This is a genomic window from Leifsonia sp. 563 (assembly GCF_040545055.1).
Lineage (GTDB): Bacteria > Actinomycetota > Actinomycetes > Actinomycetales > Microbacteriaceae > Leifsonia.
The window spans coordinates 1-17,475 of the sequence record NZ_JBEPLE010000005.1 but is presented as its reverse complement, the minus strand read 5'-3'; the positions used below and the strand labels follow the sequence as shown (position 1 = coordinate 17,475).

At 69.1% G+C, this 17,475-nt stretch carries 15 protein-coding genes, 1 tRNA gene and 1 pseudogene; 9 read left to right on the top strand and 8 right to left on the bottom strand.

All coding sequences use genetic code 11. From position 1 onward, the window contains the following. Positions 1-24 precede the first annotated feature (24 nt). Positions 25-873 (top strand): DUF1684 domain-containing protein, encoded by an 849-nt coding sequence (locus ABIC47_RS14220; RefSeq protein WP_020074797.1) that lies wholly within the window; start codon positions 25-27, stop codon positions 871-873. Here ABIC47_RS14220 and ABIC47_RS14215 read toward each other — a convergent pair. Next, a complete protein-coding gene (locus tag ABIC47_RS14215; RefSeq protein ID WP_354481278.1) occupies positions 870-1,481 on the bottom strand; it encodes a PadR family transcriptional regulator in 612 nt (203 codons plus the stop codon). The two genes, ABIC47_RS14220 and ABIC47_RS14215, sit on opposite strands and share 4 nt — an antisense overlap. Before the next feature lie 187 nt (positions 1,482-1,668). Between ABIC47_RS14215 and ABIC47_RS14210 the strand changes: the two genes are divergently transcribed. Beyond that, positions 1,669-2,172 (top strand): DUF3145 domain-containing protein, encoded by a 504-nt coding sequence (locus tag ABIC47_RS14210; RefSeq protein WP_026307170.1) that lies wholly within the window; start codon positions 1,669-1,671, stop codon positions 2,170-2,172. Positions 2,173-2,278: 106 nt separating this feature from the next. Here ABIC47_RS14210 and ABIC47_RS14205 read toward each other — a convergent pair whose 3' ends face one another. The 6 genes from ABIC47_RS14205 to aceE all read right to left on the bottom strand — a co-directional run bounded on the left by ABIC47_RS14205 (position 2,279) and on the right by aceE (position 9,902). Continuing rightward, entirely contained in the window at positions 2,279-3,514 is a 1,236-nt protein-coding gene (locus ABIC47_RS14205; protein ID WP_354481276.1) for a beta-ketoacyl-[acyl-carrier-protein] synthase family protein, read from the bottom strand. Between the two features lie 110 nt (positions 3,515-3,624). Continuing rightward, positions 3,625-3,876, bottom strand: a complete 252-nt coding sequence (locus ABIC47_RS14200; protein ID WP_018190963.1) for an acyl carrier protein — start codon at positions 3,874-3,876, stop codon at positions 3,625-3,627. A gap of 46 nt (positions 3,877-3,922) precedes the next feature. Beyond that, positions 3,923-4,927: a beta-ketoacyl-ACP synthase III gene (locus ABIC47_RS14195; protein ID WP_018190964.1), complete on the bottom strand. Its 1,005-nt coding sequence runs from the start codon at positions 4,925-4,927 to the stop codon at positions 3,923-3,925. 20 nt (positions 4,928-4,947) lie between these two features. Then, positions 4,948-5,868 carry an ACP S-malonyltransferase gene (locus ABIC47_RS14190; RefSeq protein WP_354481273.1) on the bottom strand — a complete coding sequence of 307 codons (921 nt, stop codon included), beginning with the start codon at positions 5,866-5,868 and terminating at the stop codon, positions 4,948-4,950. Positions 5,869-5,952: 84 nt separating this feature from the next. Beyond that, positions 5,953-7,152 (bottom strand): PucR family transcriptional regulator, encoded by a 1,200-nt coding sequence (locus ABIC47_RS14185; protein ID WP_018190966.1) that lies wholly within the window; start codon positions 7,150-7,152, stop codon positions 5,953-5,955. Between the two features lie 23 nt (positions 7,153-7,175). After that, a complete protein-coding gene (gene aceE / locus ABIC47_RS14180) occupies positions 7,176-9,902 on the bottom strand; it encodes a pyruvate dehydrogenase (acetyl-transferring), homodimeric type (RefSeq protein ID WP_354481270.1) in 2,727 nt (908 codons plus the stop codon). Positions 9,903-10,058: 156 nt separating this feature from the next. Here aceE and ABIC47_RS14175 point away from each other — a divergent pair, with 156 nt between their 5' ends. The 3 genes from ABIC47_RS14175 to ABIC47_RS14165 all read left to right on the top strand — a co-directional run bounded on the left by ABIC47_RS14175 (position 10,059) and on the right by ABIC47_RS14165 (position 12,151). Further along, the gene (locus tag ABIC47_RS14175; protein WP_089875762.1) at positions 10,059-10,529 is read left to right on the top strand and encodes a peroxiredoxin; all 471 of its coding nucleotides are present in this window, start codon (positions 10,059-10,061) and stop codon (positions 10,527-10,529) included. A gap of 123 nt (positions 10,530-10,652) precedes the next feature. Further along, positions 10,653-10,725: transfer RNA gene (locus ABIC47_RS14170), tRNA-Val, on the top strand. Positions 10,726-10,858: 133 nt separating this feature from the next. Next, positions 10,859-12,151 (top strand): acyltransferase family protein, encoded by a 1,293-nt coding sequence (locus ABIC47_RS14165; RefSeq protein ID WP_354481266.1) that lies wholly within the window; start codon positions 10,859-10,861, stop codon positions 12,149-12,151. On the opposite strand, the gene ABIC47_RS14160 is transcribed toward ABIC47_RS14165, so the two are convergent. Further along, entirely contained in the window at positions 12,141-12,743 is a 603-nt protein-coding gene (locus tag ABIC47_RS14160) for a TetR/AcrR family transcriptional regulator (RefSeq protein ID WP_354481264.1), read from the bottom strand. The two genes, ABIC47_RS14165 and ABIC47_RS14160, sit on opposite strands and share 11 nt — an antisense overlap. A 99-nt stretch (positions 12,744-12,842) precedes the next feature. Here ABIC47_RS14160 and ABIC47_RS14155 point away from each other — a divergent pair, with 99 nt between their 5' ends. From ABIC47_RS14155 to ABIC47_RS14140, 4 genes and pseudogenes are all read left to right on the top strand, one after another. After that, entirely contained in the window at positions 12,843-14,159 is a 1,317-nt protein-coding gene (locus ABIC47_RS14155) for an MFS transporter (RefSeq protein ID WP_354481261.1), read from the top strand. A gap of 61 nt (positions 14,160-14,220) precedes the next feature. Beyond that, on the top strand, positions 14,221-16,509 hold the full coding sequence (locus tag ABIC47_RS14150; protein WP_354481258.1) for a glycoside hydrolase family 3 C-terminal domain-containing protein: 2,289 nt from the start codon (positions 14,221-14,223) through the stop codon (positions 16,507-16,509). A gap of 80 nt (positions 16,510-16,589) precedes the next feature. Continuing rightward, positions 16,590-17,342, top strand: a complete 753-nt coding sequence (locus tag ABIC47_RS14145) for a methyltransferase (RefSeq protein ID WP_354481255.1) — start codon at positions 16,590-16,592, stop codon at positions 17,340-17,342. 51 nt (positions 17,343-17,393) lie between these two features. Beyond that, positions 17,394-17,475: pseudogene (locus tag ABIC47_RS14140) on the top strand (3-hydroxybutyrate dehydrogenase); the annotation flags it as partial.

Genomic DNA, 17,475 nt, shown 5'->3' with positions numbered 1-17,475 from the left:
CCGACCTGACCGAGGATGGAAACCATGACCGACACCGCCGCTGCCGCTCCCACCGACCCGAACGCCGTCCTGGCCCGCTACCGCGCCCGCCGCGAACAGGCCGTGACCGCGCCGCAGGGCAACCTGGCGCTGGTGAACACCCAGTGGATCACGGGAGAGCCGGACTCGGAGCAGCCGATCTGGGGCGTCCCAGGTCTCTGGTCTCCGCTGCCGAAGGGCCAGTCGGGCCTCAAGGTCACCGCCGCGGCGACCGACAACATCTTCGTCGACGACGTGCTGGTCGACGGCTCGGCGATCGTCCGCGGCAAGGATGACCCCAACCCCGGCACGATCCGTTTCAGCGACACGGTCAGCGGATTCGTCATCGCCAGCGAGGACGGCGACTACGCGCTCCGCGTGTGGGATGCGAACTCCGAGGCGATCCAGGAGTTCGGCTCGATCGACGCCTTCCCGTTCAACCCGGAGTGGATCATCCAGGCCGCGTTCACCCCGATCGAGGGCGGCAAGACCGTCGGCTTCGAGCACCTCAAAGACGACGGCGCAACGCGCGACATGGTCATCCCCGGCGAGATCACCTTCACCAAGGACGGCGTCGACTACAACCTCGCCGCGTTCAAGGCCGGACGCGCCCTCCAGCTCGTCTTCGCGGACACCACGAACGGCGACAGCACCTACTCGGTCGGCCGGTTCCTCTTCGTGGTGCCGAACGAGGACGGCACGGTCACGCTGGACTTCAACCTCGCGGTCCTGCCGCCGTGCGCGTTCAGCTACAACTTCAACTGCCCGCTGCCGCCGGCGCAGAACCGCTTCGCCGTGCCGATCGAGGCCGGCGAGAAGAACGTCCTCAACACGCAGGGCGAGCTGCTGCACTAGGTCGCGCTGCGGCTCTCCGCCTGCGCTGCGGCTGCCGACGGAGCAGCCGCCTCGGAGGCCGGCCGACGGCCGCGCCGCGGACGCTCGGGGGAGCGCGGTTGCACCAGCGCGCCGGGATGTGACCGCAGGGTGGCCGCGACCTCGTCCAGCCACTCGATGGCTGCTTTCGCGCCCAGTTCGGCCGCGCGGTTCGCCGCGAGCAGGGCGCGCGAGTCCGCTTCGTGGGTGAGGTAGCGGATCTTCTCGGCGTAGGCGGCGCGATAGCCGTCGACGACGACCAGCGCATCCACCCCCTCCAGGGAGGCGGCGATCAGCACCTGGTCCTGCATCTCGTCCCAGTCCGGGCGGCCGTCGGCGGGCGCACCGCCGAGCCAGGCTGCTGCTGCCTCCCGTCCCGCCGCGGTCAGCTCGTAGAGGGGAAGGCCGTCGTCGGTGGCGCCTGCGGAAGCGACGAGACCCTGATCCGTCATCCGGTCGAGCGTCGAATACACCTGGCCGGGATTGAGCTGCCGTCGGTGTGCGGCACGGCAGAGGAACTCGCTCTGGAGCTGGGAGCCGTAGGCAGCGCCCTGGGTGAGGAGCGCGAGGAAACCGTTCTGGACCGACATACTCGGTATGCTATTCCGTCCGGTGTTCGCCCGGCGAGCGAATCGCCGAATCACAATCTTGTAACTCCCCGCGGTTCTCGGGCATAATCGTGGCAACGCGCGCGAGCGCTACCGCAACTTCACACGCCGAAGATTTCCATCCGTTCCTGGTCGTAGGGGAAGACGCACCAACGAACGGAGGAGAACCATGTCGGCACACGTCGCTCGAGGGGTGCTCTACGTGCACTCCTCTCCCAGCGCGCTCTGCCCCCACATCGAGTGGGCGGCAGGTCGTGCCCTCGGGCGTGCAGTGAACTTCACCTGGGAGTCGCAGCCCGTGCTCAAGGGCTCCCAGCGCACGGAGTTCTTCTGGGACGGCCCGCCCGGCACCGGCGCGCGCCTCGCGTCCGCCCTGCGCGGTTGGGAGCACCTGCGCTACGAGGTGACGGAGGACGCCGGTCACGGCACCGACGGCGGCCGGTGGATGCACACGCCCGATCTCGGCATCTTCTTCGCCCAGGTCGACACGGCCGGCAACATGGTCGTGCCGGAGGATCGCATCCGTTACGCCATGGAGATCGCCGGAGCGAACGCGCTCGAGCTGCACCGCGAGCTCCGGCTGGCCCTCGGTCAGGCGTGGGACGACGAGCTGGAGCCGTTCCGGCACGCCCACGACGACACATCGGTCATCTGGCTGCACAACGTCGGCTGAACGACGCACCGACTCCCGCGGCGGGCCTGGCACGGCCGCCCGCCTGCGGTGAAACAGAGAAGGCCCCGCTCATGACGAGCGGGGCCTTCCTGTGTCCTGCGTCGGCTCAGTAGCTGCGGAACGCGGCGACGGCGTTGTGGCCACCGAAGCCGAAGGAGTTGCTGATGACGAGCTGTGCGCTGTCGCCGAGCGGCTGCGGCTCGCCCTTCACCTGCAGCGGGATGGCCGGGTCCATCTCGGTGATGTTGATCGTCGGCGGGGCCTGACGGTCGCGGATCGCGAGGATGCTGAACACGGCCTCCAGCGCACCCGTGCCGCCGAGCAGGTGTCCGGTGGACGCCTTGGTGGCGGAAACCGGGATGCCGTGGACGCGCTCACCGAACACCTCGCGCAGCGCCACGTACTCGGACGGGTCGCCCACCGGCGTGCTGGTCGCGTGCGCGTTGATGTGGGTGACGTCGTCCGGCACCGCACCGGCCCGGTCGAGGGCGATGCGCAGAGCACGGCTGGCGCCGCGGCCCTCCGGGTCGTTCGCGGTGATGTGGTACGAGTCGGCGGTCACTCCGCCGCCCGCGAGCTCGGCGTAGATCCGGGCGCCGCGCGCGAGGGCGTGCTCCTCGGTCTCGAGCACCAGGCTGGCCGCGCCCTCGCCCATCACGAAGCCGTCGCGGTCGACGCTGTACGGGCGGGAGGCGTGCGCCGGGTCGTCGTTGCGGCGCGAGAGCGCCTGCATCGACGAGAACGACGCGACGGTGATCGGGTGGATGGCGGACTCCGTGCCGCCGGCGATGACCACGTCCGCGAGACCCAGCTGCAGGTGCTCGTAGGCGTTGACGATCGACTCGGTGCTGGAGGCGCAGGCGGAGGCGACGGTGCGGGCGTAGGCACGCGCCTCGAAGTGCATGGAGACCGCGGCCGATGCTGCGTTCGGCATGAGCATCGGGACGGTCATGGGGAGGACACGGCGCGGGCCGCGCTCGCGCAGCGTGTCCCAGGCCTCGAGCAGGGTCCACACGCCGCCGATGCCGGTGGCGTAGTCGACACCGAGACGCTCGGGTGCGACATCCGGACGGCCGGCGTCTTCCCACGCCTCCATGGCGGAGATGAGGGCGAACTGGCTGGACGGGTCGAGACGCTTGGCGACGGGACGCTCCAGCACCTCCTCCGGGCGCACCTTGGCCTCGGCGGCGAAGGTGACCGGCAGCTCGTACTGGGCGACCCAGTCGTGCTCGAGGGTGCGGGCGCCGGAGACGCCGGCGAGCAGGGCACTCCAGCTCTCGGGGGCGGTGCCACCGAGGGGCGAGGACGCGCCCATACCGGTGACGACGATCTTCTTGGTCATAACGGCAACTCTCCTGAATGAGGATGGCGGCGCTCGGTCAGAGCGCTGCCGCACGCGCGGGCGGCGACACGGTCGCGCGCCGCCCGCGCGGAAGAATCCTGGCTCTGCGCCTAGGCGTTCTGCGCCTTGACGATGAACTCGACCGCGTCTCCGACGGTCTTGAGGTTCTTGACCTCCTCGTCGGGGATCTTCACGTCGAACTTGTCCTCGGCGTTGACCACGATGGTCATCATCGAGATCGAGTCGATGTCGAGGTCGTCGGTGAACGACTTGTCCAGCTCAACCGTGTCGGTCGCGATGCCGGTCTCGTCGTTGATGAGCTCGGCCAGGCCGGCAAGAACTTCTTCGGTGGACAATGCCATGGTTTTTCTCTCCTTGAGGGGGGTGTCGTTGTGACCGGGAAACAGTCTAGGGCAGCACGACGACCTGCGCGCCGAACACCAGACCGGCCCCGAAGCCGATCTGGAGCGCCAGGCCGCCGCTCAGCTCCGGGTGTTCCTGGAGCAGTCGGTGGGTCGCGAGGGGGATGGATGCGGCCGACGTGTTGCCCGTCGTCTCGATGTCGCGGGCGATGGCGACGGTCTCCGGAAGCTTCAGCTGCTTGGCGAATTCGTCGACGATGCGCATGTTGGCCTGGTGCGGGATGAACGCGGCCAGCTGGTCGGGGGAGACCCCGGCCTCGTCGAGCGCCTGCTTGGCGACCTTGGCCATCTCCCACACCGCCCAGCGGAAGACCGTCTGGCCCTCCTGGCGGAGGGTCGGCCACGGCTTCTCGCCGTCGCGGAACTCGAGGAGCGTGTTGCCCATCCCGACCGCGTCGGCCTTGGAGCCGTCCGAGCCCCACACCGTCTTGGCGATGCCGGGGTAGTCGCTCGGGCCGATGACGACGGCTCCCGCGCCGTCGCCGAGCAGGAACGAGATGGTGCGGTCGGTCGGGTCGACGACGTCGGAGAGCTTCTCGGCGCCGACGACGAGCGCGTAGTGCGCCGCGCCGGTGCGGATGAGCGCATCCGCCTGGGCCACCGCGTAGGCGTACCCGGCGCAGGCGGCGTTCATGTCGTACGCGGCTGCCGGGTTGGCGCCGACGCGGTCGGCGAGCACGGCGGCGATGGATGGCGTCTGCTGCACGTTCGAGACGGTCGCGACGATGACGGCGTCGATCAGCTTCGGGTCGACGCCCGACTTCGCGATGGCCTCCTTCGACGCCTCGGTGGCGAGGTCGACGGCGAGCACGTCCCGGCCGGCGCGCGTCCGGGTGATGATGCCGGTGCGCTGCCGGATCCACTCGTCGGAGGAGTTGATCGGCCCGACCAGGTCGTCGTTCGGCACGACGTTCTCGCCGCGGGCGGCGCCGATCGAGAGGATGCGGGTGTACTGCGGGCCGTGCGACTGCTGCAGGGTGGGGTGGGTCATCGGGGGAGCTCCTTGCGGCCTTACGCGGCCTGGTCGATGAGGTCGAAGGCGGCCGGCAGGTCGTCGGGGGTCTTGATGGCGACGGTCGGCACGCCCTTCAGGCCGCGCTTGGCGAGGCCGACGAGCGCGCCGGCAGGGGCGACCTCGATCAGACCGGTGACGCCGGCCTCCTCGAAGGCCTTCATGTCGAGGTCCCAGCGCACCGGCGACGAGACCTGGCCGACGAGGAGTCGCAGGAACTCGGCACCGTCGGTCACCTCGGAGCCGTCGTTATTGGTCCAGAGGCGCAGAGTCGGGTCGTTCGTCGTCAGGGTGGAGGCGAACTGCTCGAGCGCCGGGACGGCGGACGCCATGTACCGGGTGTGGAATGCACCGGCGACCTGCAGCGGGATGACACGCGCGCGGGCCGGCGGGTTCTCGGCCAGCTGGGCGAGCGCATCCAGAGCGCCGGCGACGACGATCTGGCCACCACCGTTGTAGTTGGCGGGGGAGAGGCCCAGCTCGTCGAGGCGGGCGAGCAGTTCGGGCTCGTCGGCGCCGATCACGGCACTCATGCCGGTCTGCGCCTCGGCGGCCGCGCGGGCCATGGCGGCGCCGCGCTCGCGCACGAAGGCGACCGCGTCGGTCTCGCTGAGGACACCGGCTCCGGCGGCCGCGGTGAGCTCGCCGACCGAGTGACCGGCGATGCCGCCGACCCGGTCGCGGCGCCCGTCGGCGAAGAGTGCGGACAGAGTCAGCAGTCCGGCCGAGACGATGAGCGGCTGAGCGATCGCGGTGTCACGGATGGTGTCGGCGTCACTCACGGTGCCGTGCGCCACCAGGTCGATGCCGACCGCGTCGGAGATGCCGGTGAGCTGGTCGCGGAACGAGGACTCGCTGAGCCAGGGTTCCAGGAAGCCGGGGGTCTGGGATCCCTGACCCGGGCACACGATGACGATCACGGTTTCCAGTCTGCCAATCTTCCGCCAGGCGGATGTGTCGGATGGATACGAACTATTCGAAGATGCTTTGTGGTTGTCTACAACTCAGCCGCCGCGGCGGGGCGAGTCGGGCTCGTTGATGGAGCCGACGATCAGCGCCGCCTGCAGGATGAGGGCCTCGCGCGCGCCGGTCGCATCCCAGCCGATGACCTCGGAGACGCGCTTCAGGCGGTAGCGGACGGTGTTCGGGTGCACGAACAGCTCGCGCGCCGTCGCCTCCAGCGACCGGCCGTTGTCGAGGTAGCACCACAGCGTGGTGAGCAGCTCGGTGGAGTAGCCCTGCAGCGGGCGGTAGATGCGGCTGATCAGCGTCGCGCGGGCGAGGCCGTCGCCGGCGAGGGCGCGCTCCGGGAGCAGGTCGTCCGCGTGCACCGGGCGAGGGCAGTTGCGCCAGGCCCGGGCGACCGCGAAACCGGCGAGGGCCGCCTTCGCGCTCTTGGACGCATCCACCAGGCTCGGGACCTCGTGGCCGAGTACCAGATGGCCGGGGCCGAAGCCGGGCTCCAGCTGCTGTGCGATCTCCATGAACGAGACGACAGGGGCGGCGCCGATCGCCTCCTCCGGCGTGCTGTTGCTCGGCCAGGCGCGGCCGATCACCAGCACCAGCCGGCTGCCCTGCACGCCGATCAGCACATCGGCCGACATGTGCCGGGCGGTGCGGCGCAGCTGGTCGACGTCGAGCATCTTCGGCGCGGTGCCGACGAGGACACTGACCTCGCCGTGCCCGTGCCAGCCGAGCGCGGCGATGCGGCTGGGGAGCTCGTCGTCGTACTCGCCGGTCAGGATGCTGTCGACGACCAGGGCCTCGAGGCGTGCGTCCCACAGGCCGCGGGCCTCAGCGGCACGCGCGTAGACGTCGGCCGCCGCGAACGCGATCTCGCGGGAGTACAGCAGGATGGCCTCCCGCAGATCCTCGCTTCCCGCCGTCTTCACGCGCTCCTCGACCACCTCGACGGTGATCTTGATGAGCTGCAGCGTCTGCTGCAGGCTCACGCTGCGGAGCAGCTCGCGGGGGGCCGCGCCGAACACGTCGGCGGCGATCCACGGCGTCGAGCGCGGGTCGTCGTACCAGGAGATGAACGACGAGATGCCCGCCTGGGCCACCAGGCCGACGGCGCTGCGCCGGCCCGGTGGCATGTCGCGGTACCAGGGGAGGGTGTCCTCGAGCCGCTTGAGCGTGGTCGTCGCCAGCTCACCCGAGATCTTGCGCAGCCACGCGAGCGTCTCGGGCTTCGTCCTCTCCACCTGGCCGCCTGCCACGGGAGCCGTTACGCCTCGCCGCCCGCGCTGCCCGTGGTGCCGGCGTTGACGTCGTGCAGGAGGTACTTCTCGATCGCCCAGGCGGGCGCGTTCGGGTCGACCTTGCCCTGCGCGGCGAGGAGCTCCAGCGTCCGCACCACCATCGACGGTCCGTCGATCTTGAAGAACCGTCGAGCCGCGGGGCGGGTGTCCGAGAAGCCGAAGCTGTCGGCTCCGAGGGTCGCGTACTCGCCCGGGACGAACTGACGGATCATGTCCGGCACGGCGTGCGAGTAGTCGGTGACGGCGACGAACGGGCCCTCCGCCTCCTGCAGCTTGCGGGTGACGTAGGGCACCTGCTTCTCCTGCTGCGGGTAGAGGAAGTTGTGCTCCTCGGCAGCGAGACCGTCGCGGCGCAGCTCGCCCCACGAGGTGACGCTCCACACGTCGGCGGAGACGCCCCAATCCTGCGCGAGCAGGTGCTGGGCCTCCAGGGCCCACGGCACCGAGACGCCCGACGCGAGCAGCTGGGCCTTCGGCCCGTCGCCCTCGCCGGCGCGCAGCTTGTAGACGCCGCGGACGATGCCGTCCACATCCACGCCCTCCGGCTCGGCCGGCTGGACGATCGGCTCGTTGTACACCGTGAGGTAGTACATGACGTTCGGGTCCGGGTGGTTGCCGCCGTACATCCGCTCGAGGCCGGCGCGCACGATGTGGCCGATCTCGTAGCCGTACGCCGGGTCGTACTGGACGACGGCCGGGTTGGTGGATGCGAGCAGCGGCGAGTGGCCGTCCGCGTGCTGCAGGCCCTCACCGGTCAGCGTGGTGCGACCGGCGGTGGCGCCGACGAGGAAGCCGCGCGCCATCTGGTCGCCCGCCGCCCACAGGGCGTCGCCCGTGCGCTGGAAGCCGAACATCGAGTAGAAGACGTAGACCGGGATGAGCGGCTCGCCCTGGGTCGAGTACGACGTGCCCACGTTGGTGAACGCGGCCAGCGCGCCGGCCTCGTTGATGCCGACGTGGATGATCTGGCCCTGCGGGCTCTCCTTGTAGGCAAGGAGCAGCTCGCGGTCGACCGACGTGTAGTGCTGGCCGTTCGGGTTGTAGATCTTCGCGTTCGGGAAGAAGGCGTCCATACCGAAGGTGCGCGCCTCGTCCGGGATGATCGGGACGATGCGGTGGCCGAAGTCCTTCGAACGCAGCAGGTCCTTCAGGAGGCGGACGAACGCCATGGTCGTGGCGACCTCCTGCGTTCCGGAGCCCTTCTTCGAGATCGCGTACGCGGAGTCGTCCGGCAGGTTGAGCTGCGTGTACTTCGCGCGGCGCTCCGGCACGTAGCCGCCGAGTGCGCGGCGGCGGTCGTGCAGGTACTGGATCGCCTCGTCGTCCGCGCCGGGGTTGTAGTACGGCGGGAGGTACGGGTTCTCCTCGAGCTGGGCGTCCGTGATCGGGATGCGCATGGCATCCCGGAACGTCTTCAGGTTGTCCAGCGTCATCTTCTTCATCTGGTGGGTCGCGTTGCGGCCCTCGAACGACGGGCCGAGCCCGTAGCCCTTGATGGTCTTGGCGATGATGACGGTCGGCTGCCCCTTGTGCTCTGCGGCCGCCTTGAAGGCCGCGTACACCTTGCGGTAGTCGTGGCCGCCGCGCTTGAGATTCCAGATCTGGTCGTCGCTGTAGTCCTTCACGAGCTCCAGCGTCCGCGGGTCGCGGCCGAAGAAGTTCTCGCGGACGTAGGCGCCGCTCTCGGTCTTGTACGTCTGGTAGTCGCCGTCCGGGGTCTCGTTCATGAGGTTGACGAGCGCGCCGTCGGCGTCGCGGGCGAGCAGGTCGTCCCACTCGCGGCCCCAGATGACCTTGATGACGTTCCAGCCGGCGCCGCGGAAGAAGCTCTCGAGCTCCTGGATGATCTTGCCGTTGCCGCGGACCGGGCCGTCGAGGCGCTGCAGGTTCGCGTTGATGACGAACGTGAGGTTGTCGAGCTTCTCGTTCGCCGCGACCTGGAGCTGACCGCGCGACTCGACCTCATCCATCTCGCCGTCGCCGAGGAACGCCCAGACGTGCTGGTCGGAGGCATCCTTGATGCCGCGGTTGGTGAGGTACTTGTTGAGCTGTGCCTGGTAGATCGCGTTGATCGGCCCGAGGCCCATCGACACGGTCGGGAACTGCCAGAACTCCGGCATGAGGCGCGGGTGCGGGTAGCTGGAGAGGCCGCCGCCGGCGTGCGACTTCTCCTGGCGGAAGCCGTCGAGCTGGTCGGCGCTCAGGCGCCCCTCGAGGAACGCGCGGGCGTAGGTGCCGGGGGAGGCGTGGCCCTGGACGAAGATCTGGTCGCCGCCGCCGGGGTGGTCCTGGCCGCGGAAGAAGTGGTTGAAGCCGACCTCGTAGAGGGCGGCGCTCGACGCGTAGGTCGAGATGTGGCCGCCGACGGCGATGCCGGGGCGCTGCGCACGGTGGACGAGCACGGCGGCGTTCCAGCGGATCCACGCGCGGTAGCGGCGCTCGATCTCCTCGTCGCCGGGGAACTCGGGCTCGTTCTCCGGGGAGATCGTGTTGATGTAGTCCGTCGTCGGAACCATCGGCACGCCGACGTGCAGTTCCTTCGAGCGCTTGAGCAGGCTGAGCATGATCTCGCGAGCACGCTCATGGCCATGGGCCGCAACCAGTTGGTCGAGGGATTCGCGCCACTCGGCGGTCTCCTCCGGGTCCGAATCGATGTTATTCATCGAGTACGGGTCCTGGTCGTTTACAGTCACCCTCGACCTCTTTCTTGTGTCGGATGGATCGTGGACAAGCCGGAGCGCTGTCGGGTTTCGACAAGCGCGGGCACCATCGTCCAGCCTAGCCTCACTCCGACGCCGTCGTTGACCGTCACTTGGTGCTGCGAGAACCGAGGTCTAGGCTGTGTCATCGTGGCTCTAGAGAACGACACGCTCGCACCCGATTTCGAACTGCTCAACCAGTACGGGGAGACGGTTCGACTGAGCGACTTCCGTGGCCGGAAGGCCGTCGCGATCGTCTTCTTCCCGCTCGCCTTCTCGGGCACCTGCACCGGCGAGCTGTGCGCTCTGCGCGACAACATCTCCCTGTTCGAGGACCACCGGGTCGAGTTGCTGGGCGTCTCGGTCGACTCCAAGTTCACGCTGCGGGCGTGGGCGGAGCAGGAGGGCTACGGCTTCTCGCTGCTCGCGGACTTCTGGCCGCACGGCGACATCGCCAAGGAGTACGGCGTCTTCCTGGCCGAGAAGGGCTTCGCCAATCGCGCGACCTTCCTGGTGGACGAGCGCGGCATCATCCGCGCGTCCTTCATCACGGCGCCGGGCGAGGCCCGCTCGATCGAGTCGTACCGCGCCGCGCTCGACCGCCTCCCCGCCCACGTCTGACCCGCCTTACGCCCTCCGCGTGGCGAAGATTTGGCGCAAATCTCGGTTATGAGACACGCATAACAGAGATTTGGCGCAAATCTCTCGCGAGGCGACGGGTTCGGTAGGGTGGAGGGGCGTTAGGGGCCTTTAGCTCAGCTGGTAGAGCGCCACGTTTACACCGTGGATGTCGTCGGTTCGATCCCGGCAGGGCCCACACTTCCTGATTGATCGTCGGTTCGATGCTGTACCCAAAGGCAGGGCCCACACTTTGTAAGCCTGTCGTCGGTCGTCGAGCCATTGCGGCCATCGCTTCCGGGCGGCTTTCGCTCTCCACTTATGCTCGTCGCATGAAATCGGACCCCGGGGGCGCCCCACTCGATCTGCGCGGGCGTGACCTCGTCGTTGACGGCGCTCGTGTTGCCAGCGTCGTGGTCGTGGTCGTCGCCCATCTTCTCCTGATCGGTGTCGGACGGGACGCCGACGGCTCGCTGACGATTACGAAGCCTCTCGCTGAACAGCCGTGGTTTCCTGTGGTCTCCGTTCTCGGGCAGGTGATGCCGCTCTTCTTCGCGCTCGGGGGGTTCACCGCGTACACGGGGTGGCGGTCTCTGCGCATGCGGGGAGGAGAGTGGACGGAGTTCGTCCGGGCACGCGTCCTCCGCCTCGCCCGGCCCAGCCTGCCGCTCTTCACCTTCTTCGCGGCAACGCTCTCGATCGCCGCGCTTGCCGGTGCACCCACGGCCCTCGTCCGGGCGGTCGCCGCGGGCGTGGGCACGCCCCTCTGGTTCCTGGCGGCCTTCGTGCTGTGTCAGTGGGCGGCGCCGGCCATGATCGCACTGCACGAACGGGCGCCCTATCGAACACTGGCCGCGCTGGCCGCCGCCGCACTCACGGTCGACGCCGCCCGTTCGGCGACAGGGATCGAGGCGATCGGGCTCCTCAACACCGCATTCGTCTGGTTGTTCGCCCAGCAGCTGGGGTTCTTCTACGCCGATGGGCGCCTCCTTCGCGCACCGCGTGTGCTGCTCGCGGCCGCGGGTACTGTCACGGCCGCGCTCCTCGTCGCCGGAATGGCGTCGGATATCTATTCACCGGACATGCTGCGCAACCAATACCCTCCGTTGTTCGCCCTCGGTCTCCTTGGCGTCACGCAGCTCTGCGTACTCGCGTTGCTCCATCCCGCACTCACGGCTGTCATGCGTGGGCGTGCGGCCCAGGCGGTGACGTTCCTCATCGGAAGCCGCCTGATGACCGTGTACCTCTGGCACCTGACCTGCATCGTGGTCATCATCGGGGTGTGCCTTCTGGTGCCGGGTTGGACGCCGCAGCCGGGCAGCCCGGCCTGGTGGTCGAGCCGACCGCTGGTGCTGATCGCGGCGGCCGTTCTGGTCGGAGCCCTCTCCCTCCTCGTCGTCCGGTTCGAGCGCACTCCGTCGCTGGCACGCGCCTCTGGCATGACGGTCACGCGAATCGCCCGCTGGCGCATCCACCTGGCCTCTGCGTGCGTCTTCCTCCCGGCGTTCGCGATCATGTGTTGGGGGCTCGACCTCTGGAACGCGGTCTTCGCGCTGATCTCTTGTGGCGCTGTGATGCTCCTTGCCCGGGTCGTCGTCGTCCGACAACCCGTGATTAGGCCTTAGGCGCCGCGGGCGCGAGCAGCTCGAAGAGCGCGTCGACCGTCGCGGCCATGTCGACCGATGGGTCCTGCAGCCACTGCAGCTGCATGCCGTCGGAGACCGCCTGCAGGATGCGCGCGAGCGTGTCCGGGTCGACCCGGCTCCCGACGGCGTCGTCGGCCTGCCGGTCCGCCAGCGCCGCGGCGAAAGTCTGCCGGAGGGCCGCACTGCGCTCGACGAAGTAGTCGTGGGCGGGATGCTGCGGGTCGCCCGCGTCGACCGCCAGGCGCGAGAACAGCTGCACCAGACCCGGAACCTCGGCGTTGTGCCGCACGATTCCGACATACCCGTCGCGGATGCGGTCGAGCGAGGGCTCCTCGTCCACGTCGCCGAAGCGGCGGCTGTCGACCTCGTCGCGCTTGCGGAGGATCGCCGTGAACAGCTCCTCTTTGCTGTCGAAGTAGTGGAGGAGGCCGGCCTGGCTGAGGCCCACCGCATCCGCCAGCTCCTTCACCGACGCTCCGCGGATGCCCTCGCGGGCGATCACCTCGAGCGCGCGTTCCAGGATCTCATCCCGCTTCGCCACGCCTTTCGCGTAGGAACCTCGTCGTGCCATGCCTCCACCATAAACCGAACAGCGCTTGCTTTCTGAAAACCGAGTGACGTATGGTTTTCCCACCGTCCACGGTGGATGGTGAGAGGAACCCCTTCGACAATGACGTCAGACACCTCCGTCCCGCTCGGCGAACCCGCCGCCGAGCCGACACCGATCACGACCAACACCTTCGTCGGCACCGCCTCCGGCAACGACGATCCGCCCGCACCCATCAAGGGCCTCCGCCGGCTGATGGTGTGGATCATCCCCGCCAACCTCGGCATCTATCTGATCTGGGGCGCGCTGCCCGGCATCCTCCTCCCGCAGCAGATCACGCAGCTGTTCGGCGAGCAGGACAAGGTCGCCAACCTCACGATCGTCGCCACCATCGGCGCGTTCGCGGCCATGGTCGCGCAGCCGATCGCCGGCCAGATCTCCGACCGCACCCGTTCGCGCTTCGGGCGCAGAGCACCGTGGATCCTCCTCGGCTCCCTCGCCGGCGGACTGTCGCTGATCGGCCTCGCGTTCGCGAACTCGCTCGTCGGCGTGATCATCGCTTGGACCCTCGTCCAGATCTGCTACAACTTCGCCCAGGGCCCGCTCACGGCGGTCATGCCCGACCGGGTGCCGCTGAAGCGCCGCGGCACGTTCGCCGCCCTCTCCGGAATCGGCCTGATGGTCGGCGCGCTCGGCGGCCAGATCGTCGGTTCGCTGTTCTTCAACAGCATCGCGGTCGGGTACGTCTTCTTCGCCGTGTTCTCGCTCGTCGTCCTGACCCTCTTCGTACTGGCGAACCCTGACTACTCGAGCCGGGCACTGGAACGGGAGCCGTTCACCCTGGGCGAGTTCCTCCGGACGTTCTGGGTCAACCCGATCGCGCATCCCGACTTCTTCTGGGCGTTCACGGGACGGCTGCTGCTCTACACCGGGTACTTCGCCGTCACGGGGTACCAGCTGTTCCTGCTCACCGACTACTTCCATGTCGCGCACCCGGAGCAGGTCATCCCGCTGCTCGGGCTGATCAGCCTCGCCGGCATCATCATCTCGACTGTGATCTCCGGCCCGCTCTCCGACCGCTTCGGCCGCCGCAAGCCCTTCGTCTTCGCCTCTGCCGCCGTCGTCAGCGTCGCCTTCCTGCTGCCGTGGCTCTGGCCCGATCTGACCGCCTGGTTCATCATGACGGCCATCTCGGGATTCGGCTTCGGGATGTTCCAGGCAGTGGATACGGCGCTGATGAGCGAGGTGCTGCCGTCGGCGAAGTCCTTCGCCAAGGACCTCGGGGTCGTCAACATCGCAGCGACGCTGCCGCAGACCCTCGCCCCCGGTGTCGCGGGCGCGATCGTGCTCGCCTTCGGATACGCCGGGCTCTTCCCCATCGGGATCGTCCTCGGCATCCTGGGGGCATTGGCCGTCTGGCCCATCAAGGCGACCCGCTGACCCCGACCGACCTCACCGCTTCTCAGTCTCACTGCTCCACGCACCACACGGAAGGAAACACATGACAGACACGACCACGGCGGCCACCGCCGCCGACATCTCCGGGCTCAGCGTCGAGGAGAAGGCCTCGCTCACCAGCGGGGAGAGCTTCTGGCGCACGAAGGCGGTCGGCGACATCCCGTCCGTCATGCTCACCGACGGCCCGCACGGCCTCCGCAAGCAACGGGAGGGCGGCGATCACCTGGGGATCGGCGACAGCGTTCCGGCGACCTGCTTCCCTCCCGCGGTGGCCCTCGGCTCCTCGTGGGATGTGGAGCTGGTCGAGCGCGTCGGCACCGCGCTGGGGGTCGAGTCGTCCATCGAGGACGTCGCCGTCCTCCTGGGACCGGGCATCAACATCAAGCGGTCGCCGCTGTGCGGCCGCAACTTCGAGTACCTCAGTGAAGATCCCATCGTCTCCGGCGTTCTCGGCGCTGCACTCGTGCGCGGCATCCAGTCGCAGGGGGTCGGTGCGTCGCTGAAGCACTTCGCGGCCAACAACCAGGAGGACGACCGGATGCGTTCCTCCTCCGACGTCGACCCGCGGCCGCTGCGCGAGATCTACCTCCGCGGCTTCCAGCGCGTCGTCGAGGACGCTCAGCCGCACACCGTGATGTGTTCGTACAACCGCATCAACGGCGTGTTCGCGTCCGAGAACCGGTGGCTGCTCACCGACGTGCTGCGCGACGAGTGGGGCTTCCAGGGCCTCGTCGTCTCCGACTGGGGTGCGGTCAGCGACCGCGTGGCCGCCCTGCGCGCCGGGCTCGACCTCGAGATGCCGGGCAACGCCGGGCTGAGCGATGCCGCGGTCGTCGCGGCGGTGGGCGACGGCTCGCTCGACGAGTCCGTGCTGGATGCGTCGGCGGCCCGGGTGGCCGAGCTCGCGACCCGGTGGGCCGACACGGAGCGCGTGGAGGGTCCGCTCGACGTGGACGCCCACCACGCGCTGGCCCGGGAGGCAGCCGGCCGCTCCATCGTGCTGCTGAAGAACGACGTCCCGGCATCCGATGACCGCCCGCTTCTCCCGCTCCCCGCCGACCGGTCGATCGCGGTCATCGGCGCGTTCGCCGAGAAGCCGCGGTACCAGGGCGCCGGCTCGTCGATGATCCGCCCCACCCGGCTCGACGACGCCCTCACCGCCATCCGCGCGGTCGCCGGGGATGTCGCCTACGCCTCCGGGTTCTCGCTCGCTGCCGAGGTGGATGCGAACGAGTCGTCGCGACTGCGCGAGGAAGCGGTCGCGGCCGCATCCACCGCCGACGTCGCCGTTGTCTTCGCCGGGCTGCCCGCACGGCTGGAGTCCGAGGGCTACGACCGCGACGACATCGACCTGCCGGCGGACCAGCTGGCCGTCATCGATGCAGTGGTCGCGGCCAACCCGCGCACGGTCGTCGTGCTGTCCAACGGCGGCGTGGTGACGCTCCCGTTCTCGCGGACCGTGCCGGCGATCGTGGAGGGCTGGCTGCTCGGCCAGGCAGGCGGCTCCGCGACCGCGGACGTGCTGTTCGGCGCGGTCAACCCGTCGGGCAAGCTCACCGAGACCGTGCCGCTGCGGCTGGAGGACACCCCGGCGTTCCTCAACTTCCCGGGCGAGGAGGGACACGTCCGGTACGGCGAGGGCCTGTTCGTCGGCTACCGCTGGTACGACGCGCGCCGGATGGAGGTCGAGTACCCGTTCGGTCACGGCCTTTCGTACACGACCTTCTCGTACGGCGATGCGAGCGCATCCGTGACCGCATCCGGCGACATCGAGGTTCGCGTCACCGTGACGAACACGGGGGAGCGCTCCGGTCGCGAGGTCGTGCAGGTGTATACGTCACTGGCGGGGTCGCACGTGCAGCGTCCACCGCGGGAACTCAAGGGCTTCGGGGTGATCGAGCTCGAGCCGGGCGCCTCCGGTGAGGTCGCGGTGACGGTCCGGCGAGAGGACCTGGCGTACTGGGATGTTCGCGCCGACCGCTGGGTGGTCGAGGGCGGCGAGTACACGATCGAGGTGGGCGCCTCCATTCGTGACCTGCGGGCCACGGTGTCTGCGGCGGTCGACGGAGACGAGGTGCGGCTGCCGCTCACGCGCGAGTCGTCGCTCGGCGAGGTGCTCGCGCATCCCGTCGCCGGTCCCATGGTGCAGGGAGCGCTGGCGGGGATGTCGGAACTGTTCGACGGCGCGTCGTCGATCATGCCGGAAGGCGTGTCGATGGAGCGGATGATGGCATCGTTCCCGATCGGACGCGTCGGCATGATGTCGGGTGGCCAGGTGACGCCCGACATGATCGACGGGCTGCTCGCCGCCGCGAACGCGCAGCAGCAGTGACGCCGGCCCCGGTCCGTCGAGTCCAGCTCGGCGGACCGGGGCATCGTCCTGCCGGGCTGCCGCGTGGATAGGCTGGCGGCATGCCCGAGGGACCCTACCGCTGGTTCGTCTACGCCGAGATCGCGCTGGCTGTCGTGACGTTCGTCGCGCTGCTGTTCATCGTCGCGCCGTACGGCGGGCGCCATGGGCGCGGTGGATGGGGCCCCACGGTGCCCGCGCGGGTCGGCTGGGTCGTCATGGAGGCGCCCGCGTCCATCCTCTTCGTGGTGTTCTACCTGCTCGGATCGCACCGCTTCGATCTCGTGCCGCTCCTGTTCCTGGCGCTCTGGCTCGTGCACTACGTCTACCGGGCGTTCGTCTACCCGTTCCTGATGCGCTCCGGGTCGCGCATGCCCGTGCTCGTGATGCTGCTGGCGATCGGCTTCAACCTGCTGAACGCGTGGGTCAACGCGCGATGGATCTCGGAGTACGGGAGCTATCCCGTGTCGTGGCTGGGGGACTGGCGGTTCTGGGCGGGCGTCGTCCTGTTCGCGGGTGGGCTGACGCTGAATGCGCGCTCCGACCGCACGCTGCGGCTGTTGCGACGGTCGGGAGGCGGGTACCGCATCCCTCAGGGCGGCGGCTTCCGGTACGTCTCCAGCCCCAACTACCTCGGCGAGATGATCGAGTGGACGGGATGGGCGATCGCCACCTGGTCTCTCGCGGGCACCGCATTCGCGCTGTACACGTTCGCGAACCTGGCGCCCCGGGCGTTCGCGAACCACCGCTGGTACCGCGAGACGTTCCCGGACTACCCCTCTGAGCGGCGCGCTCTCCTCCCGTTCGTGCTCTGAGCCGCCCGCAGATTCGTGCCGAATGTGCGCTTCGGCGCCGCGAAAGCGCACATCAACATCTCCAGCGTCCACGGCCTGCGGGCGTCCGAGTTCAAGTCGGCGTACGTCACCGCCAAGCACGCCCTGGAAGGGC

Excerpts from the sequence above, each read along its gene's own strand:
- ABIC47_RS14145 (WP_354481255.1), top strand. The coding sequence starts at position 16,590 with ATGCCCGAGGGACCCTACCGCTGGTTCGTCTACGCCGAGATCGCGCTG.
- ABIC47_RS14155 (WP_354481261.1), top strand. The coding sequence starts at position 12,843 with ATGACGTCAGACACCTCCGTCCCGCTCGGCGAACCCGCCGCCGAGCCG.
- ABIC47_RS14210 (WP_026307170.1), top strand. The coding sequence starts at position 1,669 with ATGTCGGCACACGTCGCTCGAGGGGTGCTCTACGTGCACTCCTCTCCC.
- ABIC47_RS14160 (WP_354481264.1), bottom strand. The coding sequence starts at position 12,743 with ATGGCACGACGAGGTTCCTACGCGAAAGGCGTGGCGAAGCGGGATGAG.
- ABIC47_RS14165 (WP_354481266.1), top strand. The coding sequence starts at position 10,859 with ATGAAATCGGACCCCGGGGGCGCCCCACTCGATCTGCGCGGGCGTGAC.
- ABIC47_RS14220 (WP_020074797.1), top strand. The coding sequence starts at position 25 with ATGACCGACACCGCCGCTGCCGCTCCCACCGACCCGAACGCCGTCCTG.
- ABIC47_RS14195 (WP_018190964.1), bottom strand. The coding sequence starts at position 4,927 with ATGACCCACCCCACCCTGCAGCAGTCGCACGGCCCGCAGTACACCCGC.
- ABIC47_RS14150 (WP_354481258.1), top strand. The coding sequence starts at position 14,221 with ATGACAGACACGACCACGGCGGCCACCGCCGCCGACATCTCCGGGCTC.
- ABIC47_RS14215 (WP_354481278.1), bottom strand. The coding sequence starts at position 1,481 with ATGTCGGTCCAGAACGGTTTCCTCGCGCTCCTCACCCAGGGCGCTGCC.
- ABIC47_RS14205 (WP_354481276.1), bottom strand. The coding sequence starts at position 3,514 with ATGACCAAGAAGATCGTCGTCACCGGTATGGGCGCGTCCTCGCCCCTC.
- ABIC47_RS14200 (WP_018190963.1), bottom strand. The coding sequence starts at position 3,876 with ATGGCATTGTCCACCGAAGAAGTTCTTGCCGGCCTGGCCGAGCTCATC.